The organism is Sphingomonas hylomeconis (genome assembly GCF_025370105.1).
Classification (GTDB): domain Bacteria; phylum Pseudomonadota; class Alphaproteobacteria; order Sphingomonadales; family Sphingomonadaceae; genus Sphingomonas; species Sphingomonas hylomeconis.
In genome coordinates this window covers 274,852-298,561 of the sequence record NZ_JANQBK010000004.1, presented here as the reverse complement: position 1 = coordinate 298,561, position 23,710 = coordinate 274,852, and the positions used below count along the sequence as shown (strand labels likewise).

22 protein-coding genes and 1 tRNA gene are annotated in these 23,710 nt (G+C 68.0%); 10 read left to right on the top strand and 13 right to left on the bottom strand.

Going from position 1 to position 23,710, the window contains the following annotated elements:
• Window positions 1-98: 98 nt before the first annotated feature.
• Together rplT and rpmI are read right to left on the bottom strand one after the other, a co-directional pair.
• Window positions 99-464 carry a 50S ribosomal protein L20 gene (gene rplT, locus NV401_RS07960; RefSeq protein ID WP_261293861.1) on the bottom strand — a complete coding sequence of 122 codons (366 nt, stop codon included), beginning with the start codon at window positions 462-464 and terminating at the stop codon, window positions 99-101.
• Window positions 465-481: 17 nt separating this feature from the next.
• On the bottom strand, window positions 482-685 hold the full coding sequence (gene rpmI / locus NV401_RS07955) for a 50S ribosomal protein L35 (protein WP_261293860.1): 204 nt from the start codon (window positions 683-685) through the stop codon (window positions 482-484).
• A 173-nt stretch (window positions 686-858) separates the two neighbouring features.
• Between rpmI and NV401_RS07950 the strand changes: the two genes are divergently transcribed.
• A complete protein-coding gene (locus NV401_RS07950) occupies window positions 859-3,030 on the top strand; it encodes an AsmA family protein (RefSeq protein ID WP_261293859.1) in 2,172 nt (723 codons plus the stop codon).
• Window positions 3,031-3,188: 158 nt separating this feature from the next.
• Here the strand turns inward: NV401_RS07950 and hisN are convergent, their stop codons facing one another.
• Window positions 3,189-3,971, bottom strand: a complete 783-nt coding sequence (hisN, locus tag NV401_RS07945) for a histidinol-phosphatase (protein WP_261293858.1) — start codon at window positions 3,969-3,971, stop codon at window positions 3,189-3,191.
• 86 nt (window positions 3,972-4,057) lie between these two features.
• Here hisN and NV401_RS07940 point away from each other — a divergent pair, with 86 nt between their 5' ends.
• Window positions 4,058-5,098: a phospholipase A gene (locus tag NV401_RS07940; protein ID WP_261293857.1), complete on the top strand. Its 1,041-nt coding sequence runs from the start codon at window positions 4,058-4,060 to the stop codon at window positions 5,096-5,098.
• A gap of 129 nt (window positions 5,099-5,227) precedes the next feature.
• The gene (locus NV401_RS07935) at window positions 5,228-6,253 is read left to right on the top strand and encodes a GGDEF domain-containing protein (RefSeq protein ID WP_261293856.1); all 1,026 of its coding nucleotides are present in this window, start codon (window positions 5,228-5,230) and stop codon (window positions 6,251-6,253) included.
• Between the two features lie 424 nt (window positions 6,254-6,677).
• Here the strand turns inward: NV401_RS07935 and NV401_RS07930 are convergent, their stop codons facing one another.
• Entirely contained in the window at window positions 6,678-7,298 is a 621-nt protein-coding gene (locus tag NV401_RS07930; RefSeq protein WP_261293855.1) for a YbhB/YbcL family Raf kinase inhibitor-like protein, read from the bottom strand.
• A gap of 123 nt (window positions 7,299-7,421) precedes the next feature.
• Here NV401_RS07930 and NV401_RS07925 point away from each other — a divergent pair, with 123 nt between their 5' ends.
• The 5 genes from NV401_RS07925 to NV401_RS07905 are packed head-to-tail and all read left to right on the top strand — an operon-like array spanning window position 7,422 to window position 9,490.
• Window positions 7,422-7,547 carry a hypothetical protein gene (locus tag NV401_RS07925; protein WP_261293854.1) on the top strand — a complete coding sequence of 42 codons (126 nt, stop codon included), beginning with the start codon at window positions 7,422-7,424 and terminating at the stop codon, window positions 7,545-7,547.
• 8 nt (window positions 7,548-7,555) lie between these two features.
• Window positions 7,556-7,864 carry an alkylphosphonate utilization protein gene (locus NV401_RS07920; protein WP_261293853.1) on the top strand — a complete coding sequence of 103 codons (309 nt, stop codon included), beginning with the start codon at window positions 7,556-7,558 and terminating at the stop codon, window positions 7,862-7,864.
• 18 nt (window positions 7,865-7,882) lie between these two features.
• Window positions 7,883-8,563, top strand: a complete 681-nt coding sequence (gene ung, locus NV401_RS07915; protein ID WP_380815597.1) for a uracil-DNA glycosylase — start codon at window positions 7,883-7,885, stop codon at window positions 8,561-8,563.
• Window positions 8,564-8,565: 2 nt separating this feature from the next.
• The gene (locus NV401_RS07910) at window positions 8,566-8,982 is read left to right on the top strand and encodes a DUF1810 domain-containing protein (protein WP_261293852.1); all 417 of its coding nucleotides are present in this window, start codon (window positions 8,566-8,568) and stop codon (window positions 8,980-8,982) included.
• A 58-nt stretch (window positions 8,983-9,040) separates the two neighbouring features.
• Window positions 9,041-9,490 carry a pyridoxamine 5'-phosphate oxidase family protein gene (locus tag NV401_RS07905; RefSeq protein ID WP_261293851.1) on the top strand — a complete coding sequence of 150 codons (450 nt, stop codon included), beginning with the start codon at window positions 9,041-9,043 and terminating at the stop codon, window positions 9,488-9,490.
• On the opposite strand, the gene NV401_RS07900 is transcribed toward NV401_RS07905, so the two are convergent.
• The 7 genes from NV401_RS07900 to NV401_RS07870 form a co-directional block, all read right to left on the bottom strand.
• Entirely contained in the window at window positions 9,487-9,858 is a 372-nt protein-coding gene (locus tag NV401_RS07900; protein ID WP_261293850.1) for a tRNA-binding protein, read from the bottom strand. The genes NV401_RS07905 and NV401_RS07900 overlap by 4 nt on opposite strands.
• Complete coding sequence (locus tag NV401_RS07895) at window positions 9,858-10,529, bottom strand: glutathione S-transferase family protein (protein ID WP_261293849.1); 672 nt, start codon at window positions 10,527-10,529, stop codon at window positions 9,858-9,860. Before NV401_RS07895 ends, NV401_RS07900 begins: the two co-directional genes overlap by 1 nt.
• Before the next feature lie 76 nt (window positions 10,530-10,605).
• A complete protein-coding gene (locus tag NV401_RS07890; RefSeq protein ID WP_261293848.1) occupies window positions 10,606-11,034 on the bottom strand; it encodes a hypothetical protein in 429 nt (142 codons plus the stop codon).
• A 68-nt stretch (window positions 11,035-11,102) separates the two neighbouring features.
• Complete coding sequence (gene gltB, locus NV401_RS07885) at window positions 11,103-15,623, bottom strand: glutamate synthase large subunit (RefSeq protein WP_261293847.1); 4,521 nt, start codon at window positions 15,621-15,623, stop codon at window positions 11,103-11,105.
• 61 nt (window positions 15,624-15,684) lie between these two features.
• Window positions 15,685-17,136 (bottom strand): NAD(P)-dependent oxidoreductase, encoded by a 1,452-nt coding sequence (locus NV401_RS07880; protein WP_261293846.1) that lies wholly within the window; start codon window positions 17,134-17,136, stop codon window positions 15,685-15,687.
• Window positions 17,137-17,297: 161 nt separating this feature from the next.
• Window positions 17,298-18,107, bottom strand: coding sequence for an undecaprenyl-diphosphate phosphatase (locus NV401_RS07875; RefSeq protein ID WP_261293845.1), 810 nt, complete (start codon window positions 18,105-18,107; stop codon window positions 17,298-17,300).
• 39 nt (window positions 18,108-18,146) lie between these two features.
• On the bottom strand, window positions 18,147-19,082 hold the full coding sequence (locus NV401_RS07870) for a complex I NDUFA9 subunit family protein (RefSeq protein ID WP_261293844.1): 936 nt from the start codon (window positions 19,080-19,082) through the stop codon (window positions 18,147-18,149).
• 99 nt (window positions 19,083-19,181) lie between these two features.
• On the opposite strand from NV401_RS07870, the gene NV401_RS07865 reads away from it, so the two are divergent.
• Window positions 19,182-19,268 (top strand) — tRNA-Leu (locus NV401_RS07865).
• Window positions 19,269-19,708: 440 nt separating this feature from the next.
• Entirely contained in the window at window positions 19,709-21,448 is a 1,740-nt protein-coding gene (locus tag NV401_RS07860) for a chloride channel protein (protein ID WP_380815944.1), read from the top strand.
• 49 nt (window positions 21,449-21,497) lie between these two features.
• Here the strand turns inward: NV401_RS07860 and NV401_RS07855 are convergent, their stop codons facing one another.
• Together NV401_RS07855 and NV401_RS07850 are read right to left on the bottom strand one after the other, a co-directional pair.
• Window positions 21,498-22,595: a serine hydrolase gene (locus NV401_RS07855; protein ID WP_315369121.1), complete on the bottom strand. Its 1,098-nt coding sequence runs from the start codon at window positions 22,593-22,595 to the stop codon at window positions 21,498-21,500.
• Between the two features lie 118 nt (window positions 22,596-22,713).
• Entirely contained in the window at window positions 22,714-23,610 is an 897-nt protein-coding gene (locus NV401_RS07850) for a hypothetical protein (RefSeq protein ID WP_261293843.1), read from the bottom strand.
• Between the last annotated feature and the right edge of the window lie 100 nt (window positions 23,611-23,710).

Here is a 23,710-nt window from a genome sequence, read left to right as displayed (position 1 = left end):
GTCATCCCCGCGGGGGGCGGGGATCCTGCCGATAACGAAAAGGGCGCGGGTGGCCTAGACCACCCGCGCCCCTCATGTCGCTTACTCGCAGGTCGCTCTTAGGCGGCCTGGGGCAAAGCCGCCTTCGCCTGCGCGATGATGGCGCTAAACGCAGCAGCCTCATGCATCGCGAGATCGGCCATGACCTTGCGGTCGAGTTCGATCCCGGCCAGCTTCACGCCGTGCATGAACGTGCCGTAGGTCAGGCCTTCCATGCGGACGGCAGCGTTGATGCGCTGGATCCACAGTGCGCGGAACGAGCGCTTCTTAACCTTGCGATCGCGATAGGCGTACTGGCCGGCCTTTTCGACCGCCTGCCGCGCGATGCGGATCGTGTTCTTGCGGCGGCCGTAATAGCCCTTTGCCTGCGAGAGAATCTTCTTGTGCTTGGCGTGGGTGGTTACACCCCGTTTGACGCGTGCCATTCTTTATTCCTTTCCGCTCAGCCGAGACCGTAAGGCGCCCACGCCTTAACGGTTGCCGTATCGGCCTTGGACAGCACTTTCATGCCGCGATTCTGGCGGATATACTTGCCATTGTGGTGCAGCAGGCGGTGACGCTTGCCGGCGACGCCGTGCTTCAGCAGGCCGGTGGCAGTGAGCTTGAAGCGTTTTTTGACGCCGCTCTTGGTCTTGAGTTTGGGCATTTTCGTCCTTTCAGTTTCGCGGAGCGTTTATGAACGGCCACGGCAGCCCATACCGGCCGGGCAGTTCCTCTATACTCGCGGAAGAGCGGGGCGCATAACCGGCGCGTGGCGGAATTGCAAGGCGCCAAGCCGGGTGGGGGAACGATTCACTTTCGTCGCCGGTTGCACGCCTCATGGCAGAGCTCGAGACACCTGTAACGACCCCGCCTGCGCCGGCATCCGACTCCACGCCGCCGCCGCCCGCCGCGCCCTGGCACCGGCGCCGCTACGGCAAATATACGCCATGGGGCTGGATCAAGCGCGTCCTGCTGTGGCTGGCGATCGCCATCTTCGCCGTCTGGGCGATCCTGTTCATCACCAAGGGGCGCTTCCTGAAGCACCCGTTCGAGAATATCGTCGGCGGGCTCACGCACCGGAAAGTGACCGTACGGGGCGATTTCCAGCTCTATTTCGCGCCATTCGACATCAAGCTGCTGGCCGAGGGGGCGACGCTGTCGAACCCCGGCTGGGCGGAGAAGCCGAACCTGTTCGAGGCGAAGAAGATCGATACGCGAATCGCGCCGCTATCGCTGCTGTTCGGGCGCCGAAGGCTGCACTGGCTGGAGCTCAGTGATGCCACGATCGACCTGGAATGGAACAAGGCGCACGACCGCAACACCTGGACGTTCAGCGACGAAAAGGGCGGCAAGCCGTTCGAACTGCCGCTGATCGGCCGCGCCACGGTTGCCGGCACGACGCTGCGCTATCTCGATACCCGCTTGCAGCTCGATACCACTCTGGCGTTCGAGACGATCAAGTCGCGCGCCACGCGGATCGAGGATGCGGTGCACTTTACCGGCAAGGGCGTGGTGCGCGGCACCCCGTTCCGGCTGACCGGCGCCTTGCTCTCGCCCAACGAGACCGCCGCGCGCGGCGCCAACAAGCTGGTGCTGCGCGCCTTTGCCGGGCGCAACCAGATCGACATGAGCGGCACGCTGCCGAGCGTCGCCGAGATCGAGAACGTGCCGCTGGCGGTCACCGCGCGCGGCCGCAACGTCGCCGAACTGCTCGCCATCCTGGGCGTGCTGACGCCCGACACGCGCGCCTATCGGCTGCGTGCGCAAGTGGTGAAATCGGGGATCGACTATAAGTTCACCGGGCTGACGGGCCGGTTCGGCGACAGCGACATCGCCGGGCGCTTCACCGTCAGCCAGCGCGAACCCAAGGTGCATATCGATGCGACGCTGACCACGCGGCGGCTGGATATCGTCGATGTCGCGCCGTTCATCGGCTACAATCCCGATATCGTCGCGGCGCGCGGCGCGGTCGCTGCGGCGGCGGCGACCGGCGCCGCACCGGCGCGCGTGCTGCCCGATGCGCCGCTCAACGTCGCGGCGATGCGCGCGTTCGATGCCGACGTCACCTATCGCGCCGCGCAGCTGCGCTCGCGCGCGATCCCGATCTCGAACATCGCGCTGACGCTGAAGCTCAAGGATGCGGTGCTGACGCTGTCGCCACTGACCATGACGATGGCGCGCGGCAAGGTCGCCGCCGACGTGACGGTCGACACGCGCCGCCGCCCGGCGCTGACCGATTACGACATCCGCCTCGCACCGACGCCGATGGGCGTTTTGCTCGCCGGCTGGGGCGTCGAGGAAGCGGGCACGACCGGCACGGTGAAGGCGCGCGTCAAGCTGGTCGGGCGCGGCGATACGGTGCATGATTCGCTCAGCACGTCGAACGGCCGGATCGCGATCATCCTGCCGCAGGGCAGCTTCTGGGCGCGCAACATCCAGCTCTCCGAACTGGATGTCGGCACCTATGCGCAGCGCCTGTTCCAGGGGAAATTGAAGGAGCCGGTGCAGATCAATTGCGGGCTGATCGGCTTCACCGTGCGCAACGGCATCGCCGCGGCCGACCCGATCCTGATCGATACGCGCAAGAACGTGATGCTCGGGCGCGGCGGATTCAGCTTCAAGAACGAGGCGCTCGATCTCGCCTTCCGCGCCGACAGCAAGAAGTTCAGCGTGTTCGCCGGCCAGTCGCCGGTCGGGATCAACGGCTATTTCGCCAAACCCGGGATCAGCGTGGTCAGCGAGCAGCTGCTCGCCCGCGCCGGGGCCGGACTGGGGCTAAGCCTGGTCGCCACGCCGCTGGCCGGAATCCTGGCGTTCGTCGATGTCGGCGATGCCGAGGGCGCGGCGTGCGGCCCGGTGCTGGCCGGCGCGACCGCCAAGCGCCAGCTGACCAAGGACGGCAAGCCGCGCGACGATGTCGGCCGCGGCACGACCGCCAAGGCCGAGGACGGCAAGAAGAGCAAGGACGAGCGCAAGGGCCAGAAGAAGAAGTTCCTGGGGATCTTCTGAGGCTGGTGGACGGGCCGCCTGGGTGCCAACACTCAGTCACCCCGGACCTGGTCCGGGGTCCACCAAGCGGCTTCCTCACCCAGACGTATCAAAAGCGCCGCGCATGCGGCCCGGTGGACCCCGGACCAAGTCCGGGGTGAGGATGGGGGCGTAGTGGTTCAGTGTCCGCGACACTCCAGCGCTTCGATGATTTCCTCGATCCGCGCAGGATCGCCGGCGGCGATCACTTCGCCCACGCTGTCGGCGGTGAGCGGGTCGCCGGCCCAGTCGCACATGCGGCCGCCGGCGCCCTCGACCACCGGCACCAAAGCGGCGAAATCGTGGATCTTGAGATTGGCCTCGACCACCACGTCGAGCCAGCCGCTCGCCACGCAGCCGTAATTGTAGCAGTCGCCGCCCAGCACCGTGCTCATCGTCGCGGCATCGAGATGCTCGAAGGCGTGCAATTGGTGATCGTCGAACAGCGCGGGCGAGGTGGTGCCGAGCAACGCCTTAGCGAGATCGGGGCAGCGCCGGGTGACCGCCGGCTGGCCGTTGAACAGGGTCGGCTTGCCGACCGCGCCGAGCCAGCGTTCCTTGAGGATCGGCTGATCGATCACGCCGAGCATCGGCCAGCCCTCGACCATCAGCGCGACCAGCGTGCCGAAGATCGGGCGGCCGGAGATGAAGGCGCGCGTGCCATCGATCGGATCGAGCACCCAGGCGCGGCCCGACGTGCCCTCCTTGACGCCATATTCCTCGCCGATGATCGCATCGGCGGGATAGGTCTGTTCGATCAGCGTGCGCATCGCCGCTTCGGCGGCGCGGTCGGCGAGCGTGACGGGCGACGAATCGTCCTTCGCCTCAAGCCCGTGGGCGGCCCGGAAATAGGGGCGGATCGCGGCGCCGGCGGCGTCGGCCAGGCGGGCGGCGAAGGCGATGTCTGTGTCGGTGATGCGCATCGCTTATGCCTAGCCATGGCGCGCGCGCGTTGCCAGCGGGTGTTTTTCGACTCGCAGGCGTAACAATGCACTGCCATCATCGCGCCATGCGCATGCTCCCGTTCGCGATCATCGCGTCGCTCGCCACCCCCGCCGCCGCGCAATTGCGCCCGCTGGTCGAGCCGCCGGCATCGGCCGCGGCGGCGCAGCAGGACGGAGTCGCGGTCTATCTGGTCAATGAGGGGCCGGCCGACCTGCCGGCGACCGGCCCGGCGGAACTCGACACGACCGCCAGGGATGGCACGCCGCTGCGGCTGATTGCCGCGCCCGAGGGGGCGGCGATCGTCAAGGCGGGGGGATTCGCCCGGGTGCAATACCGGCTCGCGGCGCACGGGGCGGCGGTCGCCGCCGCCACCGCGCCGCTTGTTCCGGCCGCGCCGCGCGAGACGGTGACGCTGGCCTCGCGCGGCGAAGCGCGCGGCCTGCTCGATCGCTTCGCCCCGCACGAGCCGACTTATGGCGTGTTCGGGCTGGAGGATGGCGGCAAGCTGCAGCTCAGTTTCGCGTTCCGTGCGCTCGGCCGGGCCGACGGGCCGCGGCTGATGCTGGCCTATACGCAGACCATGTTGTGGGCGCTCGACCAGTCGTCGGGCCCGATCGGGCCGACCACCTACAGCCCGGAAGCGCTCGTCGATCTGCCGCTTGGCGATTCACTGCTGCTGGGGGTGGGCTATCGCCATGATTCGAACGGCGCGGGGCCGGCCAGCTCGATCGACGTCAACCGCCTGGCCGCGCGCGTCACCAAATCGTTCGAGCTCGGTGCGGGCTGGCGCGCCGCGCTGACGCCGCAGGCCTGGTTCTATGTCGGCGCGAAGGGCGCGGCGCCGGATATCGATCGCTATTGGGGCTATGGCGCGCTGAGCGGCTCGATCGGGCGGCAGGACGGGATCAAGGTTTCGGCCATGCTGCGCGGCAATCCGGGGACCGGCAAGGGGGCCGGCGAACTGTTCGTCTCCTATCCGCTGGGCGTGCTCGGCCTGCCTGGCATTTATCTGTTCGGCCAGGGCTTTAGCGGTTTCGGCGAGGTGCTCGACCGCTACGACCGGCGCGATCGGCACGTCCGGATCGGCATCGCGTTCACGCGCTGATCGACCCGGAACGAGGCGTTTTTGGCCCCGCGCAAACCGGTTGTTAGCAGTTCGGGCCTAAATGGCGACGGCAGGAAGGCGGGTCGCACTGCGCTCCAGTGAGGCGCAGATGGATGCGGAAGGAGCGGGATGTCGCGGGTGCTTGCACGGATGGCGGTGGAGAATGCGGCGGTCGACCTGTTCGAGCGTATCGGCGATTTTCTGCGCGAACATCACCTGAGCCCCGATCCGGCGCATTATGCCTTTGCGCACGGCGTGCTCACCCATCCCGACAGCGCGGTGGCCCGCAGCGTGCGCACGCTGACCGATGGCGGCGTGCGCCTGTCGCGCAACGATATCGAAAAGCTCGGCGGGCAGGTTCGCGATGGCGCGCCGCTCGGCGGCGGCCCCGGCGACCGGCCGAGCAATGACGGGCTCGTCGCGCAGACGCAGATGCAGGTCGAGGGCTTTACCGACATGGTGCAGGCGATGCGCGTCGAGACGGAGGATTTCGGCCGCGATCTCGCCGCCCGTGCCGAGGCGCTGCGCCGGCTCGACATGCTGGGGATGAGCGACGTGGTGCAGCTCACCGGATCGATGATCGCGCGCGTGCGCACCGCCGAGACGCGGCTCGAGGCGGCGACGCACGAGGCGAGCGAATTGCGCGCCAAGCTGGAGGAGGCGCGCGACAATGCACGCCGCGACCCGCTGACCGATCTGCCCAATCGCCGCGCGTTCGAGGAGGCCTTTGCCGCCTCGGCGGCGAGCGGCGCGCGGCTGTGCATCGCGGTGTGCGATGTCGATCGCTTCAAGGCGGTCAACGATCGCTTCGGCCATGCCGTCGGCGACCGGGTGCTCAAGGCGATCGCCGAGGCGCTGTCGCAGACCTGCGCCGGGCACCTCGTCTCGCGCTATGGTGGGGAGGAGTTCGCCATCCTGTTCAGCGATGTCGACCATGAGGCGGCGCAGCGGACGCTGAACGATGCGCGGCTGACCGTCGCCGCCAAACGCTATCGGCTGCGCGGCACGGACGAGCCGCTTGGCGAAGTGACCTTCTCCGCCGGACTGACCTGCGCCGGCAGCGACGAGCCGCTGGCCAGCGCCTTCGGGCGCGCCGATGCGCTGCTCTATGCCGCGAAGAATGCCGGTCGCAACCGGCTGCGCGCGGACTGCTGAACGCCGCGCCAAAGGTTGGCGTATTTCACCACGTTACTTGGCCCGACTTGCGATCGAACGCGGCTCCCCGCAGATAAAGCGAGGAAAACCAACGGCTTCGAAAACTGGCACGGCGCATGCAATCTTCCCTGCATCGGCGGACGGATGGTCCGGACCGCCGGAAATACAGGGAATAGTCATCATGTCCGTTCGGTTCGAAGCTCTCCAGCGCGTCGCTTTCTCCGCCGTCGCCGCTCTGTTCGTCGCCACGCTGATGGTCAGCGCTGCGGTTCCCGTGTTGCCGATCGCGTGATCGGCAACCGTCCGGATCGCGCCGGCATGACCCGCAGCATTTTCCTGGGTGTCGCCGCCTTCGCCGTCACCCTCCTCGCCCTGATCGGCCAGCAGGCCCTGGCCGGCGCAGCCCTCGGCTGACACCGCCGGCCTAGGCCGGCAGCACGCTCCCCAGCGGACCGCTCGCCGCCACCTCCCCCCGCGAATAGGTGCCAATCAGCACACCGGCGCCCAGCACATGCCCCGCCATCGCCCGCAGCAGCGCCGCGCGGCCCGGCGTCTCGCCGGGATCGGCGACGCCCGCATCGAGCGCGAACAGCTGGAATGCATAAGCATGATCGCCATGCCCGGTCGGCGGATCGGGCGGCAGCCAGCCTTCGCTGAAATAGGAATTGCGCCCGACATCGCCGGCCGCCGCGCTGCCCGTGCCATCGGCGACGATCGCGCCTTCGGCGATCCGCCCGGCATCGGCCGGCACGCCCCAGACGATCGCATGGACCAGCGGCGCGGGCGTCGGCGCATCGGCATCCTCGACCAGCAAGGCGAGCATCGCCGTGCCCTCGGGCACCGGCCCCCAGACCAGCGGCGGCGAGACGCCCTCGCCATCCGCGGTGAAACGCGGCGGCAGGCGGCCCTGCGCGCCGAATGCCGGGCTCGACAGGTCGATCGTCGCCGCGCCGTGCAGGTCGCCTTGCGCGATCGCCAATTTGTCCGCCCCCGCGCGCAGCCCGTGCAGCGCGGAGCCCAGCCAATGGGGGATATGTTCCAGCATGCGCATTCTCCTCGATCCTTTCTTTCAATGGCCCGAATGCACGGCAGGTTCCGAATCCGCGCGCCATGCCGCGATTTGCGGCCTATGCTCGGCACCGGGCATCTCGCCCGTGAGGAACCGGCCATGGCGAAGAGCCAGAAGAAGTCGAACAAGGAAGTCCGCAAGCCCAAGGCCGAAAAGGTCAAGGCGATCGCCGCCAACAGCTCGACCAAGAACAAGTCGGTCGACATGGTCACGATCAAGAGCTGATCCGATCCATGGCGAATGACGATGACAGCTTCGTCTATGACGAGGCGAGCGGCGAATGGATCAGCGCGGCCGACGCGGCGGCGGCCCCGGCGGGCGACGGCGCGGTCGAGGTGCGCGATTCGGTCGGCAATCTGCTCGCCGACGGCGATCAGGTGACGCTGATCAAGGATCTGACCGTCAAGGGCGCCGGGCAGACGCTGAAGCGCGGCACGCTGATCAAGTCGATCCGCCTGACCGGCGACGCGCAGGAGATCGACTGCCGCTACGAGGGCATCAAGGGCCTGGTGCTGCGCGCCGAATTCGTCCGGAAGCGCTGATCGGGCATGCGGGCTGGGATGATGCATGACAGCTGGCGCGGGTCGCTTGGTCCCGCGCTGGACGGCGCGTCGATGGCGGCGCTCGAGGCCTTTCTGGAAGCCGAGCAGGCCGCGGGCAAGCGCATCTTCCCGGCGCCGGCGGATCGCTTTCGCGCGTTCGATCTGACGCCGCTCGATCGGGTGCGCGTGGTGATCCTCGGCCAGGATCCGTATCACGGCGCGGGGCAGGCGCACGGCCTGTGCTTCTCGGTCCAGCCGGGCGTGCGACCGCCGCCCTCGCTGGTCAACATCTACAAGGAATTGCAGGCGGATCTCGGCATCGCGCGCGCTGCGCACGGTTTCCTCGACCATTGGGCGGAACAGGGCGTGCTGCTGCTCAACACCGTGCTGACGGTCGAGGAGGGGCAGGCGGCGTCGCATCGCAAGCGCGGCTGGGAGCCGTTCACCGATGCGGTGATCCGGCTGGTCAGCGCCAAGGCCGAACCGGTCGTCTTCCTGCTGTGGGGCGCGCACGCGCAGCAGAAGGCGGCGCTGATCGATGCCACCCGCCATCTGGTGCTGATGGCGGCGCATCCCTCGCCGCTGTCGGCGCGGACCGGCTTTTTCGGATCGCGGCCGTTTTCGCAGGCCAATGCCTTTCTCGCCGCACACGGCCGCGGGACGATCGACTGGGCCTTGCCCGAACTGGCGGAGACCTAGCGGTGAGCCTGGAGCGGTTCCTCGACGCGCAACGCGACAGCTACGACACTGCGCTGGCCGAGCTCGGCGCGGGGGACAAACGCAGCCACTGGATGTGGTTCATCTTCCCGCAGATCGCCGGGCTCGGGCAGAGCCCGACCGCGCGGTTCTACGCGATCCGCGACCTGGCCGAAGCGCGTGCCTATCTGGCGCATCCGCTGCTCAATGCGCGGCTGGCGGCCTGTGTCGCGGCGATGCTCGGCCATGCCGGCCAGCGCTCGGCCGAGGCGATCCTGGGCGGGATCGACGCGGTGAAATTGCGCTCGAGCTGTACCCTGTTCGAGGCGGCGGGCGGCGCGGCCGGGTTCGGACAGTGTCTCGATGCCTTTTTCGGCGGGGCGCGCGACGCCGCCACGTTGAGGCTGATCGAGAGCGACTGATCGCAAAGGGAGCCAAGCGCCGCCTGGGTCGTTCACCGATCGACACAGGAGAGACGCCATGCCCAAGACGCTGCACGACATCGCCGAGGCGATGAAAGATATCGACTTCGCCATGCTCTCGACCCGGACCGACAATGACGCGATCGCCGCGCGGCCGATGAGCAACAATCGCGAGGTCGATTATGACGGCGACAGCTGGTATTTCACCACCGACGACACGCGGATGGTCAAGGACATCACCGCCGCGCCCAACGTCTCCTTATCGTTCCAGGGCAAGGCCGGAATGCTCGGGCTGCGCCCGTTCTTCGTCGCGATCGAGGGCCGGGCGGATCTGATCCGCGACAAGGCGGCGTTTGCCGAGCACTGGACCAGCGGGCTCGACCGCTGGTTTCCGCAGGTCGTGGACACGCCGGGCCTGGTGCTGATCAAGGTCGTCGGCGTGCGCGCGCATTATTGGGACGGCGAGGATGAAGGCGAGATCGTGCTGAAGGGCGGCGGGCCGGCCTAGAACAGGCGTCCGCCATTGGGCACGGGCCGGCTGGGCGAGACCAGCACGACATGGCCCGATTCGTCCGGAAAGCCCAGGGTCAGCACGTCGGACATCACCGGCCCGATCTGGCGCGGCGGGAAATTGACCACCGCCGCGACCTGTCGGCCGGGCAGATCGGCGAGGCTGTAATGCTCGGTGATCTGCGCGGACGAGCGTTTCACGCCGATCACCGGGCCGAAATCGATCACCAGCCGGTAGGCTGGCTTGCGCGCCTCGGGGAACGGCAGCGCCTCCAGGATCGTGCCGACGCGGATATCGACCGCGAGAAAGTCGTCGAAGCCGATCGTCGCGGCGGCGCCGGCCGCGGCATCGTGCGTCACGTGCATCAGAAATTCACGTCGTCATAATGCGGCGGCGGCGAGATTCCCTCCATCCGTTCCGAGAGCAAGGGGCGGAAGCTCGGGCGGCTCTTCATGCCGGCATACCAGCGCGCGGTTTCCTCGTGATTCTTCCAATCGATCCCGCCGAGATAATCGGTCACCGAAATCTGCGCCGCCGCCGCCAGATCGGCCAGACTCATCGTCGTGCCGCCGATCCAGTTATGATGGCCGAGCAGATAATCGGTATAATCGAGATGGCGCACCGCCGCCTTCATCGCCTCGCGCAGCGCCTTGGAATCGGGCGATTCCTTGGTCACCAGCCGCTTGATCATGCGCTCGTGCATCAAGGGCGCGGTGATGTCGGCATAGAATTGCGTGTCGAACCAGGAGACCAGACGGCGGATCTCGGCGCGATTCGGCGCGGTGCCGCTGATCATCTGCGCCTTATCGACGGTTTCCTCGAGATATTCGCAGATCGCCATCGAATCCATCAGCAGGATCTTGCGCGCCGGATCGATCATCAGCGGGACCTGACCGGCCGGGTTCATGTCGAGGAATTCGTCGCGCCGCTCCCACGGCGATTCGCGCACGAGATCGTAGCCGACGCCCTTCTCGCCCAGCAGCAGGCGCACCTTGCGCGAGAACGGGCAGAGCGGAAATTGATGAAGTTGCCACATGCACTTCTGTTAGGCGAAGGCGCCGGAGGCCGATAGGGGGTGGCGGCGCTGCCCGAAAATTCCGTGCCGTACCGGCCTATTGCCCGGTCGAAACGGCGTCCAGCACGGCCGAGGTGGTCGCCATCAGATCGCGCAGCCGGGCGGCGGTGCGGGCCAGCTCGGCCTGCATCGTCGCGGCATCCTGCGCGGTGCGCCCGGCCAGCGCGACGGCGCCGCGGGTGCGCTCCTGCAGATGCCGGTCGAAGGCGGGATCGCCGCGCCGCGCGACATCGCGCAGCGTATCGTCCGGGCGGACCTTGTCGGTATAATGCGCCAGTGGCCCGACGCGCGTGTCGAGCACCGTGCCGGCAAAGGCATCGAGCACCGTCGCGACGCCGGCCTGGACCTGCGGATCGGCCAGCGCGCGCGCGACCTGATCGACGCTCGGCGCGGCGCGCTCATTTGCCGCCGCAGGTGCTGCCGCGATCAACGCGGCGGTGGAAACAGCCAAAGAAATCAGTCGCATGATACGCCGTCCGATCCGAATACCGGCGCACCTCCTAGCAGGAAAGGCGGCCGGCATCGAGTCCCGCGTCATTCGGCGGCGATGACCTCCAGGCTGTCGTCGAGCGCGTGCGGCAGGCGACCGAGCATTTCCTTCGGCACGATTTGCCAGAAACGCTCGACCGCACGGCCCCAATCGTCGAGCAGCGCGCCCGACCATTTGCTGTCGGTCGCGGCATGGTGCGCGCGGACCAGGCCGAGCAGCACCGATTCCCAGTGCATCGAGGCGAGGCGCTGCCAAGTGATGCTTTCGGGATTGGCGCGGCGCGCGAAACTGTCGTCCGCGTCGTAGACGAACGCCATCCCGCCGGTCATGCCAGCGCCGAAATTGGCGCCGACCTCGCCCAGCACCACCGCCACGCCGCCGGTCATATATTCGCAGCCGTTCGCGCCGCAGCCCTCGACCACCACGTTGGCGCCCGAATTGCGCACCGCGAAGCGCTCGCCGGCCTGGCCCGCCGCGAGCAGGCTGCCCGAGGTCGCGCCGTACAGCACGGTATTGCCGATGATCGTGTTGCGCTCGCTGGCCAAAGTCGCGCTGACCATCGGGCGCACGACGATCTTGCCGCCCGACAGGCCCTTGCCGACATAATCATTGGCATCGCCGAACACTTCCAGCGTGACGCCCTTGCACAGGAACGCGCCGAGGCTCTGCCCGGCCGAACCGCGCAGCCGGACATGGACATGCCCGTCGGCCAGCGTCGACATGCCGAACTTGGCGGTGATCTCCGAGGACAGGCGCGTGCCGACCGCGCGGTGCGTGTTGCGCACCGAATAGGTCAGCTGCATCTTCTCGCCGCGGCTGAACACCGCCGCCGCATCGCGGATCATCTGCGCGTCGAGGCTGTCGGGCACTTCGTTGCGGAAGGTGCTGAGCGAGAAGCGGCGCTGCGAATCGTCGGCATCGACCTTGGCGAGGATCGGGTTGAGATCGAGATCGTCGAGATGCTCGGCGCCGCGGCTGACCTGGCGGAGCAGTTCGGTGCGCCCGATCACCTCGTCGAGGCTGCGGAAGCCCAGGCGGGCGAGGATGTCGCGCACTTCCTCGGCAATGAAGGTCATCAGGTTGATGACCTTTTCCGGCGTGCCGGTGAACTTGGCGCGCATCTTCTCGTCCTGCGTGCACACGCCGACCGGGCAGGTGTTGGAATGGCACTGGCGCACCATGATGCAGCCCATCGCGACGAGGCTCAGCGTGCCAATGCCGAATTCCTCGGCGCCGAGGATCGCGGCGATGACGATGTCACGCCCGGTCTTCAATCCGCCATCGGTGCGCAGCTTGATGCGGCCGCGCAGGCCGTTGAGCGTCAGCGTCTGGTTGACTTCCGACAGGCCCATTTCCCACGGCGTGCCGGCATATTTGATGCTGGTCTGCGGGGAAGCGCCGGTGCCGCCGACATGGCCGGCGATCAGGATCACGTCGGCATGCGCCTTGGCCACGCCCGCCGCGACCGTGCCGATGCCGGCCGAGCTGACCAGCTTGACGCAGACGCGCGCGCGCGGGTTGATCTGCTTGCAGTCGTAGATGAGCTGGGCGAGATCCTCGATCGAATAGATGTCGTGATGCGGCGGCGGACTGATCAGCGTGACCCCGGGCGTCGCGTGGCGCAGCTTGGCGATGAATTCGGTCACCTTGAAGCCGGGCAGCTGCCCGCCCTCGCCTGGCTTGGCGCCCTGCGCCACCTTGATCTCGATCTCCTCGCAGCTGCCGAGATATTCGGCCGTGACGCCGAAGCGGCCGGAGGCGATCTGCTTGACGCCGGAATTGGCGTTGTCGCCATTGGCGTAGGGCGTGTAGCGCGCCTTGTCCTCGCCGCCTTCGCCCGACACCGCCTTGGCGCCGATCCGGTTCATCGCGATCGCCAGCGTTTCGTGCGCCTCGGGGCTGAGCGCGCCCAAGGACATGCCCGGCGTGACGAAGCGCTTGCGGATCTCGGTGATCGCCTCGACCTGATCCTGCGGGATGCCTTCGTCGGGGAAGTTGAACTGCAGCAGATCGCGCAGATAGACCGGCGGCAGCGCCTCCACGCCGCGCGAGAATTGCAGATAGGTCGAATAGGAATCGGACGCGACCGAGCTTTGCAGCAGATGCATCAGCTGCGCCGAATAGGCATGCGTCTCGCCGGTGTTGCGCTGGCGATAGAAGCCGCCGATCGGCAGATGCGCGACTGCGCTGTCATAGGCAGCATCGTGCCGGTCGGTCGCGTTGACGAAGAGGGAGGCATAGCCTTCGCCCGAGATCTTCGCCGGCATGCCGGGGAAGAAATCGTTGACCAGGCTGCGCGACAGGCCGACCGCCTCGAAATTGTAGCCGCCGCGATAGGAGGAGATCACCGCGATCCCCATCTTCGAGATGATCTTGAGCAGCCCTTCGTCGATCGCCTTGCGATGCCGCTTGAGGCATTCGTCGAGCGACAGCTCGCCGAACAGGCCGCGCTCGTGCCGGTCGGCGATCGAGGCCTCGGTCAGATAGGCATGCACCGTCGTCGCGCCGACGCCGATCAGCACCGCATAATAATGCGTGTCGAGGCATTCGGCGCTCTGGATGTTGATGCTGGCATAGGAGCGCAGCCCCTTGCGCACGAGATGCGTGTGCACCGCCGCGGCGGCGAGCACGCCGGCAATGGCGATGCGATCCTCGCCGACGTTCATGTCGCTGAGGAACAGTTCGCTCTTGCCCTCGCGCACCGCCTGCTCGGCCTCGCGGCGGATGCGCTGGATCGCGCCGCGCAGCGTGTCGGGCGTGCCGCCGGCCTCGAACGTGCAGTCGATCTCGGCCACCTTGGTGCCGAAGAACGCCTTCAAGCGCAGCCAGTCGGCGCCGGTCAGCACCGGCGATTCGAGCACCAGCACGCCATCGCGCCGCTCGTCGGTATCGAGGATGTTGCCGAGATTGCCGAACCGCGTCTTGAGCGACATGACATGGCGTTCGCGCAGGCTGTCGATCGGCGGGTTGGTGACTTGCGAAAAATTCTGCCGGAAGAACTGGCTGATCAGCCGCGGCTTGTCCGACACGACGGCGAGCGGCGTATCGTCCCCCATCGAGCCGATCGCTTCCTTGGCGCCCTCGACCATGGGCGACAGGATCAGCTCCATATCCTCGAGCGTCTGCCCGGCGGCGATCTGGCGGCGCGTGAGATCGGCGCGCGGGAAGCGCGTCACGGCATCGCCCGGCGCCGGCGGCAGATCATCGACGTCGAGGAAATTGCCGACCATCGCGGCGTAATCGGCCTCGCCGGCGATCTTATCCTTGACCTCGCGGTCCTTGAACAGGGTGCCGGTATCGAGATCGACCGCGATCATCTGCCCGGGTCCCAGGCGCCCCTTCTCGACCACGGTCGATTCGGGGACGATGACCATGCCGGTTTCCGAGCCGACGATCAGCAGCCCGTCGCTGGTGCGCGTGTAGCGCAACGGGCGCAGCGCGTTGCGGTCCATGCCGGCGACGGCCCAGCGCCCGTCGGTCATCGCCAGCGCGGCCGGGCCGTCCCACGGCTCCATCACGCTGGCGAGATATTTGTACATGTCGAGATGCGGCTTGGGCATCTCGCCCTTGGGCGCCCAGGCTTCGGGCACCAGCATCAGCTTGGCGGTCGGCGCATCGCGGCCCGAGCGGCAGATCGCCTCGAACGTCGCATCGAGCGCCGCGGTATCGGAGGCGCCGGCCGGGATCACCGGCTTGATATCCTCCGAATGCTCGCCGAACGCGTTCGCCGCCATCTTGATCTCGTGGCTGATCATCCAGTTCTTGTTGCCGCGGATCGTGTTGATCTCGCCGTTATGCGCGAGGCAGCGGAACGGCTGCGCCAGCCACCATTGCGGGAAGGTGTTGGTCGAATAGCGCTGGTGGAAGATCGCGACGCGCGATTCGAAGCGCTGGTCCTGCAGATCGGGGTAGAAGACCGACAGGCTCTCGGCCAGGAACAGCCCCTTGTAGATGATCGAGCGGCAGCTGAGCGAGCAGACGTAGAAGCCCTGGACCTGCGCGGCGATGACGCGTTTCTCGATCCGGCGGCGGACGAGATACAGGTTCTTCTCGAATTCGGCGGCGGACTGTTCCTCGGGCAGCGGCCCGGCGATCATGATCTGCTCGATCTCGGGGCGCGTGGTCTGCGCCTTGAGGCCGATCACCGACACGTCGACCGGCACCTGGCGCCAGCCATAGATCTTGTATCCCTCCTCGATGATCGCGCTCTCGACGATCGTGCGGCATTCCTCCTGCGCGCCGAGATCGGTGCGCGGCAGGAAGATCATGCCGACCGCGAGGCGATTGGGCAGCGGGCGATGCCCCGAGGCGGCGACCGCATCGTCGAAGAATTTGAGCGGCAGATCGACATGCAGCCCGGCGCCGTCGCCGGTCTTGCCATCGGCATCGACCGCGCCGCGATGCCACACCGCCTTGAGCGCATCGATCGCCGACTGGACGACGCGGCGCGAGGGGGTGCCGTCGGTCGCGGCGATCAGGCCGACGCCGCACGCATCGGATTCGAATTCCGGGCGGTACATGCCTTCGGCGGCAAGGCGGGTGCGTTCGGCGTCCATGTCGGTCATGCCAGCCAGTCCTTCACATTGAGGTAGATCGCGCAGGCGCGCGGTATCCGGGGTAGATCGTTCAGGCAGCCACCTTCGCGGCGGCCGCCTTGGCCTTGAGCCACTTGTGCATCGCCGCGGAGACATCCCGGCCGTCGCGAATCGCCCATACGACGAGGCTCGCCCCGCGCACGATGTCGCCGGCCGCGAACACGCCGTCGAGCGAGGTCATCAGCGTCTTGCCGACGAGCACCGTGCCCCAGCGCGTCACGCCGAGTTCCGGCGCGCCGAACATCGTCGGCAGATCCTCGGCATCGAAGCCAAGCGCCTTGATCACGAGGTCGGCGGGCACGTCGAACCCGCCCGCCGGATCGATCTCCGGCGCGCGCCTGCCGCTCGCATCGGCGGCGCCGAGGCGCATGCGGCTGGCCTGGACGCCGGTCACGCGGCCCAGCGCATCGTCATTGCCGGCGGCGAAGGCTTCCGGCGCGGACAGCCAGACGAATTCGACGCCTTCTTCCTCGGCATTGGCGACTTCGCGCTGCGAGCCGGGCATGTTGGCGCGGTCGCGGCGATAGAGGCACTTCACGCTTGCGGCGCCCTGGCGGATCGAGGTGCGCACGCAATCCATCGCCGTATCGCCGCCGCCGATCACCACGACATGCTTGCCCGCGGCATCCAGCGAGCCGTCGTCGAACGCCGGCACGGCATCGCCGAAGCCCTTGCGGTTGGATGCGGTGAGGAAATCGAGCGCGTCGACCACGCCGTCGCTGCCCACGCCCGGCGCCTTGATCGCGCGCGGCTTGTACACGCCGGTGGCGATCAGCACGCCGTCATGGCGCTGGCGCAGTTCGTCCAGGCTGGCATCGCGGCCGACCTCGAAATTCTCGTGGAAGACGATGCCGCCGTCCTTCAGCCGCTCGACGCGGCGCATGACGACGTGCTTTTCGAGCTTGAAGCCGGGAATGCCATAGGTGAGCAGCCCGCCGGCGCGATCGTAGCGATCATAGACGTGCACGTCATAGCCGTAATTGCGCAGATATTCCGCCGCGGCGAGGCCCGCGGGGCCGGCGCCGACGATACCGACCGACTGGCCCCGCGCCGGACCGACCGTGACCGGTTCGACCCAGCCTTCCTCCCACGCCGTATCGGTGATGAATTTCTCCACCGCGCCGATCGTCACCGCGCCGTGCCCGGTGAACTCGATCACGCAATTGCCTTCGCACAACCGGTCCTGCGGGCAGATCCGGCCGCAGATCTCGGGCATGGTCGAGGTCGAATTGCTCAGCTCATAGGCCTCGCGCAGCCGGCCCTCGGCGGTCAGCCGCAGCCAATCGGGGATATGGTTGTGCAGCGGGCAATGCACCGAGCAATAGGGCACGCCGCATTGCGAACAGCGCCCGGCCTGGTCCTCCGCGGCGGGCGGCGCATAGCGATTGGCGATCTCGCGGAAATCCTCGGCGCGCAGATCCGCCGGGCGCTTGCCGGGATAGGCCTGCGGCCGTCCTACGAACTGGAGCATCGTTTCGGTCATGCGGCCTCACCTTGTGTCGAAGGCGCGCATAATTACATTTTCGAGCTGAGTCACGACAAATTGCGTCGTTATGTAAGCCAAGCTTACCTATTTAGGTAGGCGGAAGGCAGTGATCTAACGCCGTCTTCACACCCATCAATGGATATAGTCCCCATTCGGCCCTATCGCGCGAGCAACGCGATCAGCGCGATCGATCCTGCGACGATCCGGTACCAGGCGAAGGGCGCGAAGCCGTGCCGGCCGACGAACGCAACGAACCAGCGGATCACCGCCAGCGCCACCACGAACGACACGACGAAGCCGATCGCGATCGCAGTGAGATGCGCATCGCCCAGCTCGTTGCGGCTCTTGTACAACGCCAGCGCGGTGGCACCGCACATTGTCGGGATGGCGAGGAAGAAGCTGTATTCCGCCGCCGTCTCACGATCGACGCCCAAGGTCAGCGCGCCCATGATCGTCGCGCCCGAGCGGCTGACGCCGGGGATCATCGACAGGCACTGCACCACGCCGATCGCCAGCGCGGTGCGCCACGGCATGTCCTCGACCGAGCGCGTCACGACATGCTTCTGCAGCCGTTCGATGAGCAGGATCAGCACGCCGCCGACGATCAGCGCGATCGCCACCACCAGCGGTCCGACCAACGGCGCCTCGAGCACCGCCTTGATCGACTTATAGGCGATCGCCCCGACCACCGCCGAGGGCAGGAAGCCGAGCAGCACGTTGCGCGTGAAGCGGATCGCCGCCGGATCGCGCGCCAGCAGACCGCGGCCGACCTTCATGAAGCGGCCCCAGAACAGCACCACGACGGCGAGGATCGCGCCGAGCTGGATGACGATGTCGAACGTCGCGTCGGCCTGGGGCAGGCCGAGCAATGCGCCGGCCAGGATCAGATGGCCGGTCGAGGAGACGGGCAGGAATTCGGTCACCCCCTCGACGATGCCGAGCAGGACAATGACAATCAGATCGTACACGTGGAAATCCCCCCTTGATGGCCGTGCCGGCCGCGCGCCTCAGGCAGCGTCGCTGACCGTGCCGAAGCGGCCCTGGCGGCGATAGCGCACCAGCCAGGCCGGCGCGACCGCGTCGAGCGGCGTCGGCGCGACGCCGAACGCGTCCAGGCCGTCCGTACCGGTGACGACATTGTCGCTCTGCAGCATCTTCCACTGATCCATCGTGATCGGCGCGCCGGGCAGGAAGCCGGCGCGGGCGATCAGCGCGCCGGCCAGATCGGGCAGCTCGACGATGCTGGGCGTGCGCCCGATCGCCTGCGCGATCCAGCGGATCAGCGCGCCCATCGTCAGCACGTCCGGCCCGCCGAGCTCGAACGTCTTGCCGCCGAACGTTTCCGGATCGGCCAGCGCCTTGGCCACCACGGCGGCGACATCGCCGACATAGACCGGCTGGAATTTCGCGCCGGCGCGCAGCACCGGCACCACCGGGGCGCTGGCGATCATGCCGGCGAAGCGATTGACGGACTGGTCCTCGCGCCCGAACACGATCGACGGGCGCAGGATGGTGGCCTTGGCGAAGCCGGCGCGCACTTGTTCCTCGCCCGCCGCCTTGGACCGGCCATAGGCCGAAGGCGAGGCGGCATCCGCGCCGATCGCCGAGACATGCACCAATGCGCCGACCCCGGCGGCCGCCGCGGCGCGCGCGACATTGCCCGCGCCCTCGGCCTGTACGGCGTGGAAATTGCCCTTCAGCACGCCGACCAGATTGACCACGCCGTCCGACCCCTCGATCGCGCGGGCGATCGAGTCCGGCTTGGTCACGTCGATCGCGGCGAACTGCGTCTGGCCCAGCCCGCCCTGCGTGCGCAGGAACAGCGCGCTGCGCGGGTCGCGCTGCGCGATGCGCAATCGCGCGCCTGCTTTCAGCAGATCCTGCGCGACATAGCGCCCGAGGAACCCGCCCCCGCCGATCAGGGTGACCAATTTGCCGTTCATGCCTGCGATCCTGCCTTAAATTCCGCAAACCCCTTGCCCCACCACCATGCGTGTTGACAAGGCCGTCACCCCGCCCCTAAAGCCCGCCCCCTACCCAGTGCCCGGATGGCGGAATTGGTAGACGCACCAGCTTCAGGTGCTGGCGATCGCAAGGTCGTGGAGGTTCGAGTCCTCTTCCGGGCACCATTATCTACAACTCCGACTCCATCGTGGGCAAAGCCGGCGCGGCGATGCGCTTTGCGCTGTTGGTTGCGCCACATTCGGTCGCCCGGCGGGGGAATGTGCTCAACTGTGCCTGCGGCATGGGCGCGGCGGCATGACCCGCGGCACAACTTTCTCACCGCGACATCAGAGGCGATTTCGTGCGCGGTATGACCGGCTGGCCGTGATTCGAGCGGCGACGGGCCGGCGCGGGTGAGCGCGATGTCCTTCAGTTACGCGAGATTTCTAGCTGGATGTGCGGCTTTTAGACGATCGCCCCTGCGTTCGCCGCCGCCGCGACATGCGCGAGTCCCGGCGTCAGCCCGCTAATGCGTGCCACGTGTCGCGATGCGGCACGCGGACAAAACCCTGTTCTACGGGGCGGGGGGCGCAGTAAGGGCGATGCTCAACTGCCTGGGGGTTGGATCCTGCACGCTGTCATCCTGATCAAATGGTTTCGTCGGCGTATCCGGGCGAGCGAAATCGCGTTCATCGTCCTCGCCACCATCGTCGGTGCGGGGGCCGGTCTGGTCAGCGTGCTGCTGGGTGCGGCTGCGCGGACCTTGCAGCATGTCTTGTTCGGGCTGTCGTCGGCCGGGCGGCTCAGCGAACTGCCCGCACTGCCGCCCGCCTTGCTGATCGTCCTGCCGATCGGCGGCGTGGTGCTCGCCGCCTTCTCCTGGGCAACGCGCGCACGCACGCGGCGGATGGTCGATGCGGTCGAGGCCAACGCGCTGCACGGCGGGCGGATGTCGGTGCCGGACGGGCTGGTGATTTCGGGGCAGACCGTGCTGTCGAACGGCTTCGGGGCCTCGGTCGGTCTCGAGGCCGCCTATGCGCAGCTCGGCGGCACGATCGGATCAGTCGCCGGGCGGCTGTTCAATCTGCGCCGCGCGGACCTGCGCAACCTGGTCGGCGCGGGCGCCGGGGCGGCCATCGCCGCGGCGTTCGGGGCGCCGCTCGCGGGCGCCTTCTACGCCTTCGAGATCGTGATCGGGGCCTATACCCCGTCGGCGCTGGCCCCGGTGGTCGCCGCGGCGCTCTCCGCCACGCTGGTCGCGCAGCTGCTGGGCATCCAACCGTATGTCATCGACGCGGCATCGACGATGCCGACCGAGACGCATCACTATCTGATCTATGCCGGGCTGGGCGCGCTGTGCGCGGGGATCGGCATCGCCCTGATGCGCGCCGTGGCGCTGGTCGAAGCGGCCGTGCGCCGCGCGCGGCTGCCCGACTGGGCCCGCCCCGCGATCGGCGGCCTGCTATTGATGCCGATTGCGCTGGTCTCGCCCCAGGTCCTCTCGGCCGGTCACGGCGCGCTCCATGCCGATCTGACCATCGGCGCGCCGCTGGCGTTCATCGCCGTGATCTTCCTCGCCAAATGCGCGGCCTCGATCATTTCCCTGGGCTTCGGCTTTCGGGGCGGGCTGTTTTTCGCCTCGCTGTTCCTCGGCACGCTTGTCGGCCACCTGTTTGCCGGCGAACTGGCCGCGCTCGTCGGCCATGACGTGGTCGATCCGCGCAGCGCGGCGCTGGTCGGCATGGCGGCGCTCGCCGTCGCGGTGGTCGGCGGCCCGATGACGATGGCGATGCTGGTGCTGCAGGCGACGCACGATTTCGCGCTCACCGGCGCGGTGCTCGCCGCAGCGCTGGTCTCGTCGACGATCGTGCGCGAGACGTTCGGGTACAGCTTCTCCACCTGGCGCCTCCATCTGCGCGGCGAGACGATCAAGAGCGCCCGCGACGTCGGCTGGGTCCGCACGCTCACGGCCGGACGCATGATGCGACGCGGGACCATAACGATCCCGGCGGCAACGACGATCGCCGACTTCCGGCAGCGCGTCCCGCTAGGCGCGACGAGCCGGACGGTGCTGGTCGACGCGGACGATCGCTATGCCGGGATCGTCCAGACGCCCGCCGCCTATGCCGAGAATCTCGATGCCGACGCGGCCGTCGGCACGCTGGCGGTGAACGTGGACGCCGCGCTCGCGCCGACCATGGATATCACCCAGATCATGCTGCGCTTCGATGCCTGTGGCGCCGACGAACTGGCGGTGCTCGACGCGGACCGCACGGTGCTGGGGATCCTGTCCGAAACCTTCGTGCGGCGGCGCTATGCCGAGGAACTGGAAAAGGCCCAGCGGGCGCTGTTCGGGGAGCGGTGATGGCGCGAGGGAGCGGACGTCCGCTCCGGTTGCCCGGCCTGGGGGAGCGCTATTGCAGTACGGTGATCAGCGCGCGCGTGACATCGCCCATCAGCCGCATGCGCACCGGGATCGGTTGCCGGGTGCTGCCGATCAGCACGGCCACCGTGTAGCTGTGCCCATCGGGCGCCTGGACGATGCCGACATCGTTGTAGCCGGTCGAAAAGCTGCCGAGATCCTGGCCGGTGCCGGTCTTGTGCGCCAGCGTCCAGCCCGGCCTGAGCCCCGATCGCAGCCGCAAGGGGCCGGTCTTGCTGCGCCGCATCAGCGACAGGAGATGGACGGTCGACGCGTTGCCGAGCAGCGTGCCCCGCTGCAGCATCGCCAGCCCGAGCGTGATGCCGTTGGCCGACGCGCCGTCATAGGGCGCGGCGAGATAGCGTTTGAGCGCGGCGTCGCGCGCGGCGTAACTCAATTTCGCGCGCGCCTGGAGAAAGCCCCAGCCGCCGGCCCAATCGTCCTGCCACGTCAGGCCGGCGGTCTTGGCCTGCAGAATCCGCTCGCCCGGGCCGAAGCCGACGCCGTCGACTCCCTTGGCGCGGAGCAGCCGCCGGATCGCGGCCGGGCCGCCCACCTTCCATAGCAGCACGTCGTTGCACGTATTGTCGCTCCGCGTCATCGCGCCCTCCAGCAGCGCGCCGATCGTGGTGCGATAACCATCCGGCCCGACGAGCGGGCGGATCGGTTGGTGGAACACGGTCAGGTCGGACCGGCGCACCGTGACCGGATCGGTCAGCGAGAGGACACCGCGATCGACCGCATCCATCACCGCGATCGCGACCCATAATTTGCTCACGCTCTGCTGCGGCAGCAGCGCGTCGCCATTATAGCCGACCGACCAGCCGTTCTGCACGTCGCGCACGACGATGCCGACGGTACCCGGAAAGCGCGTGCCGAGATTCTGCAGTGCGTTGAGCAGGTCGGCCGGCGGCTGCGACCGCGATACATTGGTCGGCAACGGCGGGGAGGTCGGCGCCGCCGGCGGGGGTGGCGGCAGCTTGGCGGGTTCCAGCCGGCCTGATGCCTGATTGGCCGGGACGCATCCGGAAAGAAAGCTGGCGGCGCCGAGCGCGACGATCGCGGTCCGCTTCCAAGACAATGTACGCAAACCAACACCCTATAAACTGGACCCCCTGATAGGGGGCGCAGGGGGCGCAGGGCCAGCGTCGGCGGATCGGCTCGTCCTATTCCGACCCGCGTTCGCCGGAAAAACGGTCGCGCCGTTGCTAGCGATCGACCGCCTCGCGGTGCTCGAAGGTCCAGTTGGCGAGCATTTCGTCGGTGGCGGGATTTTCGATCGACAGCGCGTCGGCGGTCATGCCGATCATGCAGACGGGGCGCTGCGCGGCACCGGCGGGCTGCCGGCAGAGGACCGGGCCGCGATCGCCGAGCGCGGTAAGGCGACCGCTGATCCGGAGGCGAAAGCCGCGTTCGGCGCGCAACGCTTCCGGTTGCAGCCGCACCACGGTTTCGAACGGCTTGCTGCCGCGCCGCGCCTGGCGTGCGCCGCCGGCCGCGAAGAACTGCGCAATCGCCACCGTCTGTTCCGGCGGGATCGCCGGCGGCGCGGCGGCCGCCATCGCGTTCGCGCCTGCCGGCGGGCATGCGTCGCTCATCGTCCAGGGGCGGGGGATCCAGAAGCCCTCGACCGCCTCGATCGTTTCGGGTGGTGCCGGTGAAAGCCAATCATCGGCGCGCCAGGCCACCGGTGCGACGTGGATGCGCAAGGTGTTGTCCTCGCCGTCATAGCGCCAGCGCATCGGCGCATCGCTTTGCGCGTCCGCCGGGCCGTCGCATCCGAACGGCAGCCGGATTTCGAAGCGGCGGCCGTCCGCCCTGGTGACCTCGGCCGGGATGGCGGCGCCGGTGGCGACCGCATCGGACGCCGCGGCAACCAGCGCGAGCAGATCCGCGCGATCCATCGTCCGGTCGGTCGGCGCCGGTGCGACGGGGGCTGGCGCCGGCGCGGGGCGGGGCACGGCACTGCCGGGCCGGGCGGCGGGCGCCACCGGTCGTTCGGTCGTCGCCCGACCCAAAAGAAATCCGCTGCCGCCGACGAGCGCGACCGCGACGCAGAGGCCGGCGATCGCCAGGCGGCTGGCACGTGGGCTTGGTTCTTTCATGAACTGTTGATAGCAGCTTGTGGCATGTGCTCCAGCGCCGATGCGGCATTTCTCGCCACTGTTCCGACAGGAGACCGAATGTTGGATCATGTTCCGGGTG

What these genes read in the sequence shown, in the direction of transcription:
- rplT (WP_261293861.1), bottom strand. Translation starts at nt 464, where the DNA reads ATGGCACGCGTCAAACGGGGTGTAACCACCCACGCCAAGCACAAGAAG.
- rpmI (WP_261293860.1), bottom strand. Translation starts at nt 685, where the DNA reads ATGCCCAAACTCAAGACCAAGAGCGGCGTCAAAAAACGCTTCAAGCTC.
- NV401_RS07950 (WP_261293859.1), top strand. Translation starts at nt 859, where the DNA reads ATGGCAGAGCTCGAGACACCTGTAACGACCCCGCCTGCGCCGGCATCC.
- hisN (WP_261293858.1), bottom strand. Translation starts at nt 3,971, where the DNA reads ATGCGCATCACCGACACAGACATCGCCTTCGCCGCCCGCCTGGCCGAC.
- NV401_RS07940 (WP_261293857.1), top strand. Translation starts at nt 4,058, where the DNA reads ATGCGCATGCTCCCGTTCGCGATCATCGCGTCGCTCGCCACCCCCGCC.
- NV401_RS07935 (WP_261293856.1), top strand. Translation starts at nt 5,228, where the DNA reads ATGTCGCGGGTGCTTGCACGGATGGCGGTGGAGAATGCGGCGGTCGAC.
- NV401_RS07930 (WP_261293855.1), bottom strand. Translation starts at nt 7,298, where the DNA reads ATGCTGGAACATATCCCCCATTGGCTGGGCTCCGCGCTGCACGGGCTG.
- NV401_RS07925 (WP_261293854.1), top strand. Translation starts at nt 7,422, where the DNA reads ATGGCGAAGAGCCAGAAGAAGTCGAACAAGGAAGTCCGCAAGCCCAAG.
- NV401_RS07920 (WP_261293853.1), top strand. Translation starts at nt 7,556, where the DNA reads ATGGCGAATGACGATGACAGCTTCGTCTATGACGAGGCGAGCGGCGAA.
- ung (WP_380815597.1), top strand. Translation starts at nt 7,883, where the DNA reads ATGATGCATGACAGCTGGCGCGGGTCGCTTGGTCCCGCGCTGGACGGC.
- NV401_RS07905 (WP_261293851.1), top strand. Translation starts at nt 9,041, where the DNA reads ATGCCCAAGACGCTGCACGACATCGCCGAGGCGATGAAAGATATCGAC.
- NV401_RS07900 (WP_261293850.1), bottom strand. Translation starts at nt 9,858, where the DNA reads ATGCACGTGACGCACGATGCCGCGGCCGGCGCCGCCGCGACGATCGGC.
- NV401_RS07895 (WP_261293849.1), bottom strand. Translation starts at nt 10,529, where the DNA reads ATGTGGCAACTTCATCAATTTCCGCTCTGCCCGTTCTCGCGCAAGGTG.
- NV401_RS07890 (WP_261293848.1), bottom strand. Translation starts at nt 11,034, where the DNA reads ATGCGACTGATTTCTTTGGCTGTTTCCACCGCCGCGTTGATCGCGGCA.
- gltB (WP_261293847.1), bottom strand. Translation starts at nt 15,623, where the DNA reads ATGACCGACATGGACGCCGAACGCACCCGCCTTGCCGCCGAAGGCATG.
- NV401_RS07880 (WP_261293846.1), bottom strand. Translation starts at nt 17,136, where the DNA reads ATGACCGAAACGATGCTCCAGTTCGTAGGACGGCCGCAGGCCTATCCC.
- NV401_RS07870 (WP_261293844.1), bottom strand. Translation starts at nt 19,082, where the DNA reads ATGAACGGCAAATTGGTCACCCTGATCGGCGGGGGCGGGTTCCTCGGG.
- NV401_RS07850 (WP_261293843.1), bottom strand. Translation starts at nt 23,610, where the DNA reads ATGAAAGAACCAAGCCCACGTGCCAGCCGCCTGGCGATCGCCGGCCTC.